The organism is Enterobacter cloacae complex sp. FDA-CDC-AR_0164, from assembly GCF_003071645.1.
In the GTDB taxonomy this organism is placed as follows: Bacteria; Pseudomonadota; Gammaproteobacteria; order Enterobacterales; family Enterobacteriaceae; genus Enterobacter; species Enterobacter ludwigii.
On the sequence record NZ_CP028950.1, the window covers coordinates 4,493,496 to 4,506,474 of the forward strand.

13 protein-coding genes are annotated in these 12,979 nt (G+C 58.8%); 10 read left to right on the plus strand and 3 right to left on the minus strand.

The window, feature by feature from the left end; all coding sequences use genetic code 11:
• Positions 1 to 9: 9 nt before the first annotated feature.
• Together putA and AM410_RS22230 are read left to right on the plus strand one after the other, a co-directional pair.
• Complete coding sequence (putA, locus tag AM410_RS22225; protein ID WP_073395893.1) at positions 10 to 3,972, plus strand: trifunctional transcriptional regulator/proline dehydrogenase/L-glutamate gamma-semialdehyde dehydrogenase; 3,963 nt, start codon at positions 10 to 12, stop codon at positions 3,970 to 3,972.
• 101 nt (positions 3,973 to 4,073) lie between these two features.
• Positions 4,074 to 4,469, plus strand: a complete 396-nt coding sequence (locus AM410_RS22230; RefSeq protein WP_020884714.1) for a lysozyme inhibitor LprI family protein — start codon at positions 4,074 to 4,076, stop codon at positions 4,467 to 4,469.
• Here the strand turns inward: AM410_RS22230 and rutR are convergent.
• Positions 4,466 to 5,104, minus strand: coding sequence for an HTH-type transcriptional regulator RutR (gene rutR / locus AM410_RS22235; RefSeq protein WP_014169502.1), 639 nt, complete (start codon positions 5,102 to 5,104; stop codon positions 4,466 to 4,468). The two genes, AM410_RS22230 and rutR, sit on opposite strands and share 4 nt — an antisense overlap.
• Before the next feature lie 243 nt (positions 5,105 to 5,347).
• Here rutR and rutA point away from each other — a divergent pair, with 243 nt between their 5' ends.
• The 7 genes from rutA to rutG are packed head-to-tail and all read left to right on the plus strand — an operon-like array spanning position 5,348 to position 10,788.
• Positions 5,348 to 6,439, plus strand: coding sequence for a pyrimidine utilization protein A (gene rutA / locus AM410_RS22240; protein WP_025204484.1), 1,092 nt, complete (start codon positions 5,348 to 5,350; stop codon positions 6,437 to 6,439).
• A complete protein-coding gene (gene rutB, locus AM410_RS22245; protein ID WP_020884717.1) occupies positions 6,439 to 7,128 on the plus strand; it encodes a pyrimidine utilization protein B in 690 nt (229 codons plus the stop codon). Before rutA ends, rutB begins: the two co-directional genes overlap by 1 nt.
• Positions 7,129 to 7,139: 11 nt before the next feature.
• Positions 7,140 to 7,526 carry a pyrimidine utilization protein C gene (rutC, locus tag AM410_RS22250; RefSeq protein ID WP_073395890.1) on the plus strand — a complete coding sequence of 129 codons (387 nt, stop codon included), beginning with the start codon at positions 7,140 to 7,142 and terminating at the stop codon, positions 7,524 to 7,526.
• 7 nt (positions 7,527 to 7,533) lie between these two features.
• Entirely contained in the window at positions 7,534 to 8,334 is an 801-nt protein-coding gene (gene rutD, locus AM410_RS22255; protein ID WP_073395889.1) for a pyrimidine utilization protein D, read from the plus strand.
• A gap of 9 nt (positions 8,335 to 8,343) precedes the next feature.
• Positions 8,344 to 8,934, plus strand: a complete 591-nt coding sequence (locus tag AM410_RS22260; protein WP_025204485.1) for a malonic semialdehyde reductase — start codon at positions 8,344 to 8,346, stop codon at positions 8,932 to 8,934.
• A 9-nt stretch (positions 8,935 to 8,943) separates the two neighbouring features.
• Positions 8,944 to 9,438 carry an NADH-dependent FMN reductase RutF gene (rutF, locus tag AM410_RS22265; RefSeq protein WP_014169496.1) on the plus strand — a complete coding sequence of 165 codons (495 nt, stop codon included), beginning with the start codon at positions 8,944 to 8,946 and terminating at the stop codon, positions 9,436 to 9,438.
• 21 nt (positions 9,439 to 9,459) lie between these two features.
• Positions 9,460 to 10,788, plus strand: a complete 1,329-nt coding sequence (gene rutG, locus AM410_RS22270; protein ID WP_014169495.1) for a pyrimidine utilization transport protein G — start codon at positions 9,460 to 9,462, stop codon at positions 10,786 to 10,788.
• On the opposite strand, the gene AM410_RS22275 is transcribed toward rutG, so the two are convergent.
• Both AM410_RS22275 and AM410_RS22280 read right to left on the minus strand, forming a co-directional pair.
• On the minus strand, positions 10,776 to 11,699 hold the full coding sequence (locus AM410_RS22275; RefSeq protein ID WP_041162529.1) for a DMT family transporter: 924 nt from the start codon (positions 11,697 to 11,699) through the stop codon (positions 10,776 to 10,778). The genes rutG and AM410_RS22275 overlap by 13 nt on opposite strands.
• Positions 11,700 to 11,816: 117 nt before the next feature.
• Positions 11,817 to 11,987, minus strand: a complete 171-nt coding sequence (locus AM410_RS22280) for a general stress protein (protein ID WP_001273664.1) — start codon at positions 11,985 to 11,987, stop codon at positions 11,817 to 11,819.
• A gap of 391 nt (positions 11,988 to 12,378) precedes the next feature.
• On the opposite strand from AM410_RS22280, the gene wrbA reads away from it, so the two are divergent.
• Positions 12,379 to 12,975: an NAD(P)H:quinone oxidoreductase gene (gene wrbA, locus AM410_RS22285; RefSeq protein WP_014169491.1), complete on the plus strand. Its 597-nt coding sequence runs from the start codon at positions 12,379 to 12,381 to the stop codon at positions 12,973 to 12,975.
• The last annotated feature ends 4 nt before the right edge of the window (positions 12,976 to 12,979 follow it).

Here is a 12,979-nt window from a genome sequence, read left to right on the forward strand (position 1 = left end):
AGCTTTGGCATGGGTATGACCACCATGGGGGTTAAGCTGGATGACGCAACCCGCGAACGGATTAAGACCGCAGCAACCCGCATTGACCGCACGCCGCACTGGCTAATCAAGCAGGCGATTTTTAACTACCTCGAAAGACTCGAAAGCGATGAGGGGCTGCCAGAGCTGCCCGCGCTGCTGGCGGGTGCGGCCAATGAAAGTGATGAGGTTTCCGCCGCTGCTGACGAAAACCATCAGCCGTTCCTTGAATTCGCCGAGCAGATCCTGCCTCAGTCCGTCAGCCGCGCCGCCATTACCGGCGCTTACCGTCGCGCCGAAACCGACGCCGTACCGATGCTGCTGGAGCAGGCCCGTCTGCCAGAAGCCATTGCCTCTCAGGCGCACAGCCTGGCGTATCAGCTTGCCGACAAACTGCGTAACCAGAAAAATGCCACCGGCCGCGCCGGAATGGTACAGGGTCTGCTGCAGGAGTTTTCCCTCTCCTCTCAGGAGGGCGTAGCGCTGATGTGTCTGGCGGAAGCGCTGTTGCGTATTCCTGACAAAGCCACCCGTGACGCACTGATCCGCGACAAAATCAGCAACGGTAACTGGCAGTCACACATTGGCCGCAGCCCGTCGCTGTTCGTCAACGCGGCGACCTGGGGCCTGCTGTTTACCGGCCGACTGGTCTCGACTCATAACGAAGCCAACCTCTCTCGCTCCCTGAACCGCATCATCGGCAAGAGCGGTGAACCGCTGATCCGCAAAGGCGTGGATATGGCGATGCGCCTGATGGGCGAGCAGTTTGTTACCGGCGAAACCATCGCGGAAGCGCTGGCCAACGCCCGTAAGCTCGAAGATAAAGGTTTCCGCTACTCTTACGACATGCTGGGTGAAGCGGCGCTGACCGCCGCCGACGCGCAGGCTTATATGGTCTCTTACCAGCAGGCGATTCACGCCATTGGTAAAGCGTCAAACGGTCGTGGTATTTATGAAGGCCCGGGGATCTCCATCAAGCTCTCGGCCCTGCATCCGCGCTACAGCCGTGCGCAGTACGACCGGGTGATGGAAGAGCTCTATCCGCGCCTGAAATCCCTGACCCTGCTGGCGCGCCAGTACGACATCGGTATCAACATCGATGCCGAAGAGGCCGACCGCCTGGAGATCTCCCTCGATCTGCTGGAAAAACTGTGCTTCGAGCCGGAGCTGGCAGGCTGGAACGGAATTGGTTTCGTTATCCAGGCGTATCAGAAACGTTGTCCGTTCGTGATTGATTACCTGATTGACCTGGCAAGCCGCAGCCGCCGTCGCCTGATGATCCGCCTGGTGAAAGGCGCCTACTGGGACAGCGAAATTAAACGCGCCCAGATGGAAGGTCTGGAAGGCTATCCGGTCTATACCCGCAAGGTTTACACCGATGTCTCCTACCTTGCCTGCGCGAAAAAACTGCTCGGCGTGCCGAACCTGATTTACCCGCAGTTTGCCACCCATAACGCCCACACTCTGGCGGCCATCTACAGCCTGGCCGGTCAGAACTACTATCCGGGTCAGTATGAGTTCCAGTGCCTGCACGGCATGGGGGAACCGCTGTACGAGCAGGTCACCGGTAAAGTGGCGGATGGCAAACTGAACCGTCCATGCCGTATTTATGCCCCGGTGGGCACCCATGAAACCCTGCTGGCGTACCTGGTGCGTCGCCTGCTGGAGAACGGGGCGAACACCTCCTTCGTTAACCGTATCGCCGATACCACCCTGCCGCTTGACGAGCTGGTTGCCGATCCGGTGCAGGCGGTTGAGAAGATGGCGGCCCAGGAAGGTCAGATTGGCCTGCCGCATCCGAAGATCCCGCTGCCGCGTGAACTGTACGGCAAAGGTCGCGTGAACTCCGCGGGCCTGGACCTGGCGAACGAACACCGTCTGGCCTCCCTCTCCTCCGCCCTGCTCAACAGCGCGCTGCAGAAATGGCAGGCCAAACCGATTCTGGAGCAGCCCGTCGCTGATGGCGAAATGCAGCCCGTGATTAACCCGGCGGAGCCAAAAGATATCGTCGGCTACGTGCGTGAAGCAACCGAAGCAGAAGTGGATCAGGCGCTGGACAGTGCGGTGAATAACGCGCCAATCTGGTTCGCGACGCCGCCGCAAGAGCGTGGCGCCATTCTGGAACGTGCTGCGGTGCTGATGGAAGACCAGATGCAGTCGCTCATCGGGATCCTGGTGCGCGAAGCAGGTAAAACCTTCAGCAACGCCATTGCCGAAGTTCGTGAAGCGGTCGACTTCCTGCACTACTACGCAGGCCAGGTTCGTGATGATTTCGATAACGAAACCCACCGTCCTCTCGGTCCGGTGGTGTGTATCAGTCCGTGGAACTTCCCGCTGGCGATCTTCACCGGCCAGATTGCCGCCGCACTTGCCGCAGGCAACAGCGTGCTGGCAAAACCGGCGGAGCAGACCCCGCTGATTGCCGCTCAGGGTATTAACATTCTGCTGGAAGCGGGCGTGCCTGCGGGTGTCATACAGCTGTTGCCGGGCCGCGGTGAAACGGTCGGGGCGAAACTGACCGCCGATAACCGTGTGCGCGGCGTGATGTTTACCGGCTCGACTGAAGTGGCCTCCCTGCTCCAGCGCAACATCGCCACCCGTCTTGATGCACAAGGGCGTCCAACGCCGCTCATCGCTGAAACCGGCGGCATGAACGCCATGATCGTCGACTCCTCCGCGCTCACCGAGCAGGTGGTGGTCGATGTTCTCGCCTCCGCCTTCGACAGCGCGGGCCAGCGCTGTTCCGCCCTGCGCGTGCTGTGTCTGCAGGATGACGTAGCAGACCACACGCTGAAGATGCTGCGCGGCGCGATGGCCGAATGCCGCATGGGTAACCCGGGCCGTCTCACGACCGATATCGGGCCGGTTATCGACGGGGAAGCCAAAGCAAATATCGAAAACCACATTCAGACCATGCGCGCCAAAGGCCGTCCGGTCTTCCAGGCCGTGCGTGAAAACAGCGAGGATGCCCGCGAGTGGCAGACCGGCACCTTTGTGCCGCCAACGCTGATTGAACTGGCCAGCTTCGACGAGCTGAAAAAAGAGGTCTTTGGCCCGGTATTGCACGTGGTGCGCTACAACCGTAACAACCTCAACGAGCTGATTGAACAGATTAACGCCTCCGGCTATGGCCTGACCCTCGGCGTGCATACCCGCATCGATGAGACCATCGCTCAGGTGACCGGCAGCGCTAAAGTAGGCAACCTGTACGTCAACCGTAACATGGTCGGCGCGGTAGTGGGCGTACAGCCGTTCGGCGGTGAAGGTCTGTCAGGTACCGGTCCAAAAGCCGGTGGTCCACTCTACCTGTACCGTCTGCTGGCAAACCGTCCGGACAATGCGCTCGGCGTGACGCTGGCACGTCAGGATGCCGAACGTCCGGTGGACGCGCAGCTGAAGGCCGTGCTGACACAGCCGCTGGAGGCGCTCATCACGTGGGCAGAAACACGCCCGGAACTGCGCGCTGTCGCACAGCAGTATGGCGAACTGGCGCAGGCGGGAACGCAGCGCCTGCTGCCGGGGCCAACCGGTGAGCGCAACACCTGGACGCTGATGCCGCGCGAGCGTGTGCTGTGCGTGGCGGACAACGAGCAGGATGCGCTGGTTCAGCTGGCCGCCGCTGCTGCAACCGGTTGTGAAGTGCTGTGGCCGGAAGATGCACTGCATCGTGACCTCGCGAAACAGCTGCCGAAAGCGGTCTCTGCCCGCATTCATTTTGCGAAGCCCGATGCCCTGCTGACTCAGCCGTTTGATGCCGTTATCTATCACGGTGATTCCGACCAGCTACGCGAACTGTGCGAGCAGGTGGCGGCCCGCAGCGGTGCGATTGTTTCGGTACAGGGCTTTGCCCGCGGCGAAACCAATCTGCTGCTGGAACGTCTGTACGTTGAGCGCTCGCTCAGCGTGAACACCGCGGCGGCGGGCGGTAACGCGAGCCTGATGACAATCGGTTAATCGTGTAAAATATCCCCGGTGGCACTACGCTTACCGGGGTGACAAAATAACCCAGGGCCGGATAAGCACAGCGCATCCGGCTTTTTTACATGGAGGGGATGATGAAAAGATATCTGATCGCGGGGGCTGCATTGCTGCTGAGCGCGAACGCGCTGGCAGAAGAATGCGCAAATGCGACCACCCAGCTTGAAATGAACACCTGTACGGCGCAGCAGTACCAGGCAGCCGATAAAAAACTGAATCAGACGTATCAGGCTGCCATCAAACGCGCAGAAGCCCCACAGCGTGAGCTTCTGAAAAAGGCACAGCAGGCGTGGATTGCCCTGCGCGATGCCGACTGCAACTTTATCGGGTCGGGTACTGAGGGAGGCAGCGTCCAGCCGATGATCATCAGCCAGTGCCTGAACGAAAAAACCGTTGAGCGTGAAGCGTTTCTTGCCTCACTGATGCAGTGTGAAGAGGGCGATTTAAGCTGCCCTCTTCCGCCGGGAAACTAACGCACGCGGATCCCTTCAATGATCATCTGCTGAACGTTTTCCAGCGTGCTGTGGAAAAACGCCTCATCCTGAAGCGTCTTACCGGTTACCGCTTCAACCTGGGCCGCAAAGTCAGCGTAATGCTGAGTGGAGGCCCAAATCATAAAGATCAGATGATGTGGGTCAACTGGAGCCAGCTTCCCGCCCGCCACCCATCCGGCAATAATGGCCGATTTCTCGTCAACCAGCTGTTTTAAATCCCCGGTCAGTTCCGCCTGCAACAGCGGTGCGCCCTGCAGCATCTCCAGGCAGAACAGCCGTGACGCCTGCGGATAATCACGCGACACCTCCAGCTTCAGGCGAATGTACTCCCTGATTGCCACCAGCGGGGCAAGCTCTTCGCGAAACGCCTTGAGCGGCGCCAGCCAGATATCAAGGATCTGCTGCATCACCGCAATGTAAAGCGCCTCTTTCGACGGGTAGTAGTAGAGCAGATTCGTTTTCGACACCCCGGCCTGTTCCGCCACCTGCTCAAGACGCGTGCCATGAATACCAAACTGCGAAAAGGTCTCCAGCGCCGCACTCAGGATGGCCTGCTTCTTCGCACTGACCGCCTGCGAACGTTTACCGGGTGTTTTCACTGCACCTTGTGTCATTCCCGCTCTCCATATTTTGCGTTGCCATCAGCATAGCAAAACCCCTCACCGACCACGACACTCTGCACTCCGATCGCGCATGAATGCCTGTTTTCTGTGCAATGTTTTTGACCATTTAGTCCACATTTGCATACCTCAATTAACCAACCATTGATTAACACATTAATAACAAAGCCATTTTCAAAACTGGCATTGCCTTTGCAAAACCCTTTTTACCTGCAACGTCGTAAAGAGAGGTTCGTGATGAAAATTGGCGTATTTGTACCTATCGGCAACAACGGCTGGCTAATCTCGACCACCGCCCCGCAATACATGCCTACTTTTGAGCTGAATAAGGCCATTGTGCAAAAGGCGGAGCACTACCATTTCGATTTTGCGCTTTCGATGATCAAGCTGCGGGGTTTCGGCGGCAAAACCGAATTCTGGGATCACAACCTGGAGTCCTTCACCCTGATGGCCGGGCTGGCAGCCGTCACCTCGCGCATTCAGATCTACGCGACGGCCGCCACCCTCACCCTGCCGCCGGCGATTGTTGCCAGAATGGCCTCCACCATCGACTCCATCTCCGGTGGTCGCTTTGGCGTTAACCTGGTTACGGGCTGGCAAAAACCTGAATATGAGCAGATGGGGATCTGGCCGGGCGACGAGTATTTCTCCCGCCGCTACGACTACCTGACCGAGTATGTGCAGGTGCTGCGCGATCTCTGGGGCACCGGCAAAAGCGACTTCAAAGGTGACTACTTCACCATGAACGACTGCCGCGTCAGCCCGCAGCCTTCCGCCCCGATGAAAGTGATCTGCGCCGGGCAGAGCGACGCAGGAATGGAATTCTCCGCTAAATACGCCGACTTCAACTTCTGCTTTGGCAAAGGCGTGAATACCCCAGCCGCCTTCGCCCCGACCGCGGCACGCATGAAAGAGGCCGCGGACAAAACCGGTCGCGATGTGGGTTCCTATGTCCTGTTTATGGTCATTGCCGACGAAACCGACGACGCCGCCCGCGCGAAATGGGAACGGTATAAGGCGGGCGCAGACGACGAAGCGCTGAGCTGGCTCACCGAACAGAGCCAGAAAGATACCCGTTCCGGCTCGGACACCAACGTCCGTCAGATGGCCGACCCGACCTCAGCGGTCAACATCAACATGGGCACGCTGGTCGGTTCCTATGCCAGCGTCGCCAGAATGCTCGATGAAGTGGCCGCCGTGCCCGGTGCGGAAGGCGTGCTGCTGACCTTCGATGAGTTCCTGACCGGTGTGGAAACATTCGGCGAGCGCATTCAGCCGCTGATGCAGTGCCGCGCCCACATTCCTGCCATCACAAAGGAGGTCGCGTAATGACCACGCTTGCAGCACGTCCGGAAGCTATCACCTTTGCGCCGCACCAAAGCGCCCTGATTGTGGTGGATATGCAAAACGCCTATGCCAGCCAGGGCGGCTATCTGGATCTGGCGGGATTTGACGTCTCCGCCACCCGACCGGTGATTGAAAACATTAAAACTGCCGTCAACGCAGCCCGCGCGGCAGGCATGCTGATCGTCTGGTTCCAGAACGGCTGGGACGATCAATATGTGGAGGCCGGTGGCCCGGGCTCTCCCAATTTCCATAAATCGAACGCCCTGAAAACCATGCGCAAACGGCCCGAACTGCAGGGCACACTGCTGGCGAAAGGCAGCTGGGATTACCAGCTGGTGGATGAGCTGGTGCCAGAGGCAGGCGATATCGTGCTGCCCAAACCGCGCTACAGCGGCTTTTTCAACACCCCGCTCGACAGCCTGCTGCGCAGCCGGGGGATCCGTCATCTGGTCTTTACCGGCATCGCTACCAACGTCTGCGTGGAATCCACCCTGCGCGACGGCTTCTTCCTGGAATATTTTGGCGTGGTGCTGGAAGACGCCACCCATCAGGCCGGGCCGGCGTTTGCGCAGCAAGCGGCCCTGTTCAACATCGAAACCTTTTTTGGCTGGGTCAGTAACGTCGCGGATTTTTGCGACGCCCTGAATCCACCGTTAGCCCGTATTGCCTGAGGAACAAGACCATGCCGAAATCCGTGATTATTCCGTCAGGAACCAGTACCCCGATTGCCCCGTTCGTGCCCGGCACGCTGGCCGATGGTGTGGTGTATGTATCCGGCACGCTGCCGTTTGATCAGCACAATAACGTGGTCTACCCCAACGACCCAAAGGCGCAAACCCGCCACGTGCTGGAGACGATCAAAAAAGTGATCGAAACAGCGGGTGGCACAATGGAGGATGTGACGTTCAACAGTATCTTTATCACCGACTGGAAAAACTACGCCGCGATTAACGACATTTACGCCGAGTTCTTTCCCGGTGATAAACCGGCCCGGTTCTGCATTCAGTGTGGGCTGGTGAAGCCAGATGCGCTGGTTGAAATCGCGACCGTTGCACACATCGCAAAGTGAGGCGGCCATGAAGCTCTCTGTCTCACCTCCCCCTTACGACGGCGCGCCCACGGTTGTCCTGATTACCGGACTTGGCGGGGGCGGCAGCTACTGGCTACCGCAGCTTGCCGTCCTGGAGCAAGAGTACCAGGTGGTGTGCTACGACCAGCGCGGGACGGGCAATAATCCCGACGTGCTGCCGGAAGCCTACAGCCTGGCGATGATGGCCGACGAGCTGGCCCGGGCGCTGAATGCCGCCGGGATCGTTCGTTACTGCGTCGTGGGTCATGCGCTGGGGGCGCTGATCGGCCTGCAGCTGGCGCTCGACCACCCCGATGCCCTCAGCGCGCTGGTGTGCGTGAACGGCTGGCTCACTCTGAATGCTCATACCCGACGCTGTTTCCAGATCCGCGAACGCCTGCTTCATGCAGGCGGCGCACAGGCGTGGGTAGAGGCACAGCCGCTGTTTCTTTACCCGGCCGACTGGATGGCCGCCCGCGCGCCGCGTCTGGAGGCCGAAGAGGCTCTGGCACTGGCCCACTTCCAGGGCAAAAACAACCTGCTGCACAGGCTGAATGCCCTGAAGAAAGCGGACTTCAGTCGCCACGCCTCACGCATTCACTGCCCGGTACACCTCATCTGCTCCGCCGACGATCTGCTCATCCCTGCGGTCTGTTCCACTGAGCTACAGGCGGCCATCCCCGGCAGCCACAAGGTGGTGATGCGTCAGGGCGGGCACGCCTGCAACGTCACCGAGCCAGAAACCTTTAATACGCTGCTGCTGAACGGGCTTGCCAGCCTGCTGCACAGCCCTGAACCCGCTTTATAAGGAGCCCTGATGAGCGAAGCGATTACCCCTGGCGCGCTGGCATCACTGTTTACCGGCGCACGCACCCATAACGGCTGGCAGGCGATCCCCGTCAGCGACGAGACGCTGCGCGAGATCTACGACCTGATGAAATGGGGTCCCACGTCCGCCAACTGCTCGCCAGCGCGGATTGTGTTTGTACGAAGCGCAGAGGGAAAAGAAAAACTGCGCCCGGCGCTTTCCAGCGGCAACCTGGAGAAAACCCTCACAGCCCCGGTTACGGCGATTGTCGCCTGGGATAGTGAATTTTATGAACGCCTTCCCGCCCTGTTCCCCCACGGGGATGCGCGGAGCTGGTTTACCTCAAGCCCGGCGCTTGCCGAAGAGACAGCCTTTCGCAACAGCGCGATGCAGGCGGCTTACCTGATTTTCGCCTGTCGGGCGCTGGGGCTCGATACGGGCCCGATGTCAGGCTTTGATCGCCAAAAAGTCGACGACGCGTTTTTCACCGGCACGTCGCTGAAAAGTAATCTGCTTATCAATATTGGCTATGGCGATACCAGCAAACTCTACGGCCGTTTGCCGCGTCTGGCCTTTGAAGACGCATGCGCACTGGCATAAGGAGCCATCATGATGACACCCGATAAACAAACCTTCCGTGATGCCATGGCCTGCGTCGGTGCGGCGGTCAATATCATCACCACCGACGGTCCTGCCGGGATGGCGGGCTTCACCGCCAGCGCGGTGTGCAGCGTAACGGATTCACCACCCACGCTGCTGGTATGCCTGAACCGTGGCGCATCCGTCTGGCCGACCTTCAGTGAAAACCGCACCCTGTGCGTCAATACCCTGAGCGCCGGACAAGAGCCGCTATCAAACCTGTTTGGGGGGAAAACCCCGATGGACGAGCGCTTCGCCGCCGCGCGCTGGGAGACCGGCGAAACGGGTTGCCCGCGTCTGGAGGAGGCGCTGGCCTCGTTTGACTGCCGTATCAGCCAGGTGGTGAGCGTGGGCACGCACGACATCCTGTTTTGCGACATCGTTTCGATTATTCGCCACCCCGCGCCGCAAGGGCTGGTGTGGTTTGACCGCGGCTATCACGCGCTTATGCGACCCGCCTGTTAACCCTCCTTAAGGAGTCAGCTCATGGCAATGTTCGGTTTTCCCCACTGGCAGTTGAAATCGACCTCTACGGAACCTGGCGTGGTCGCGCCGGATGAAAGGCTCCCGCTCGGGCCAACCTTAGTGATGGGGGTTCAGCACGCGGTTGCGATGTTCGGCGCAACGGTGCTGATGCCCATGCTGATGGGGCTTGATCCCAATCTGTCCATTCTGATGTCGGGTATCGGTACCCTGCTGTTCTTTTTCATCACCGGCGGGCGCGTGCCCAGCTATCTTGGTTCCAGCGCTGCGTTTGTCGGCGTGGTCATCGCCACCACCGGCTTTAACGGTCAGGGCATCAACCCGAATCTGAGCGTCGCGCTCGGCGGCATTATCGCCTGCGGGCTGGTCTACACGCTGATTGGCCTGGTGGTCATGAAGGTCGGGACGCGCTGGATAGAGCGGATGATGCCTCCCGTCGTCACCGGGGCAGTGGTAATGGCAATTGGTCTGAACCTTGCGCCAATAGCCGTCAGAAGTGTTTCCGGTTCGCCCTTTGAAAGCTGGATGGCGGTGATCACGGTACTCTGCATTGGCCTGGTGGCGGTGTTTACGCGGGGGATGATCCAGCGACTGTTGATCCTGGTGGGGTTAATCGTTGCCTGTCTGGTGTACGCCCTGCTGGCAAACGTCTTCGGTCTGGGCAAGCCGGTTGATTTTACGCTGCTGCATAACGCCGCCTGGTTCGGCCTGCCGCAGGTGACGTCTCCGGTCTTTAACACGCAGGCGATGATGTTAATTGCGCCGGTTGCGGTGATCCTGGTGGCAGAAAACTTAGGCCATCTGAAAGCCGTTGCGGGTATGACCGGGCGCAGCATGGACCCTTACATGGGCCGCGCCTTTGTCGGCGACGGTCTGGCTACCATGCTCTCCGGCTCGGTCGGCGGCAGCGGCGTAACGACCTACGCTGAAAATATTGGTGTGATGGCAGTGACCAAAGTTTACTCCACCCTGGTCTTCGTGGCGGCAGCGGTGATGGCGATGCTCCTCGGCTTCTCACCGAAATTCGGCGCGCTGATCCACACCATTCCCGCGCCGGTGATTGGTGGGGCATCGATTGTGGTATTTGGTCTGATTGCCGTTGCCGGGGCACGCATCTGGGTGCAGCATCGTGTCGATCTGAGCCAGAACAGCAACCTGATTATGGTGGCGGTCACGCTAGTGCTGGGGGCGGGAGATTTTGCCCTGACGCTGGGCGGCTTCACCCTTGGTGGGATTGGCACCGCAACCTTTGGCGCAATCCTGCTTAACGCCCTGCTGAGCCGCCGGGAAGCGGCCGCACCGCAGGGCGACGTGGTACATCAGGACTCTTGATTTATCGCAGCGCTGTCACGCTCTGGCAGCGCTTTTTTCTTCCGTTTCAGCTTCAGCTCACTCACCAGCACGCCGGCGACAATAAACGCCGCACCCACCAGCGCCAGCAGCGGTAAACGCTCTCCCGCGATACGCCCGAAAATGCCCGCCCATACCGGTTCACCGGTATAGATAACCGTCGCACGCGTCGGGGAAACGCTGCGCTGCGCCCAGTTCATGGTGACCTGGATAATGGCGCTAAAGATGCCCAGCCCCAGCGCCACTACAACCAGCCCGGTGGACATCGGCGGAACAGACTCCCCTGCCGGCACCATGGTGGCAAAAGCCACCAGCGACGCGGTCGCCAGCTGAACCACGGTGACGCGCTTGACGTCCACTTTGCCAGCCCAGGCGCTGATCAGAATAATTTCCGCGGCAATCGCGATAGCGCCCACCAGCGTAATGATTTCGCCCGGCCCCAGCGCCAGCAGATTGTTTTCCGGCCCGGCAAGCAAGATAAGGCCAATAAACGCCAGCACGATCCCCGTGCAGGACATCAGACCCGGTATTCTCCCCAGACAGAGCCATTGCAGTAACGGCACCAGCGGCACATACATGGCGGTGATAAACGCCGATTTGCTGCTGGTGATGGTCTGTAATCCCCACGTCTGCAGGCTGTAGCCCATGGCAATCGCAACCCCAATGGCCACCCCGGCCTTCAGTTCTTTAAGCGTCAGCCCGCGCAAGGTTTTAAGCGAGAGTAATCCCACGGCAATCGCCGCCGTCGCAAAGCGCAGGCCGACAAAAAAGAACGGACCGCTCAGCGTGACCGCGTACTGGACGGCAAGAAAGGTTCCGCCCCAGAACATGGTGATCAGAATGAGAAGGGCTTCCTGAGGTTTGACGGAGAATGTGAAACGGGAGAGAGACATGCGGCACCAGCAAATAAGCATCAATCCTCTAGTGTGCGATGCCTTTGGTTACAGTTCAATGTTGCAGAAATAAAAAACCGCCGGGAGATCCCGGCGGCAGGGTATCAGCCCGGCGTATTACTTATTGCTGCCATGACTGTTTTTGCCCCCTTTTTTGCCAGCTTCTGATGCGCGCTGAGGGTCATTTTTGAAATTCCCCCCGCTAGACTGGCCACCTTTACGACCTGCTTCTGATGCTCTTTCACGGTCTTCAGCGAAATTACCTGAACCACCACGATGGTTTGCCATCTCTAACCTCCAGAGTGTGAAACATTAGACATCATATTGCATTCAGTAAAAGAGGATTCTTTCACCGCGCGGCTGAAGGAAAGTGCCTTTATCTGTGCCGCGTGAAATTAAGCTTAGTGGAATGCGGCTATCCGGCAAGTCAGAGGTAATATTCTGCAACATGATCTCAGCCATTCGGGTGAGATTACGCGACGGCCATTTATAAGCCTTTCTTATCATTTTAAAAATCCGCAGCGGGAAAGTTGTTTCATTTTGCTACAAAGCGCTTTTGTATCCATATTGTTATAAATCAAAGAAATGCCGTTCATTTTTGCAGTCTGGCTGTGATGACTTATCTTTAAATGAACGCAGCGATCCGCTGTCAGAAAACACAAACGAGGAGTGATGCAAAATGGCAAAAGTTCTGGTGCTCTATTATTCCATGTATGGACACATTGAAACCATGGCTCACGCGGTAGCAGAAGGTGCAAACAGAGTGGACGGCGTAGAAGTTGTGGTGAAACGCGTACCGGAAACGATGCAGGCTGAGGCGTTCGCCAAAGCCGGGGGGAAAACACAAAATGCCCCGGTTGCCACCCCGCAGGAACTGGCTGATTACGATGCCATTATTTTCGGCACCCCTACCCGATTTGGCAATATGTCAGGCCAGATGCGGACCTTCCTCGATCAAACCGGAGGACTTTGGGCATCCGGAGCGTTATACGGCAAACTCGCCAGCGTCTTCAGCTCCACCGGGACCGGCGGCGGTCAGGAGCAGACGATTACGTCAACCTGGACTACCCTTGCTCATCATGGGATGGTGATTGTGCCGATTGGCTACGGCGCGCAGGAACTGTTTGATATTTCCCAGGTTCGTGGCGGGACACCGTACGGCGCCACCACCATTGCCGGTGGCGATGGCTCCCGACAGCCGAGCAACGAAGAGCTCACTATCGCCCGCTATCAGGGTGAGTATGTCGCAGGCCTCGCCAAAAAACTGAACGGCTAACTCA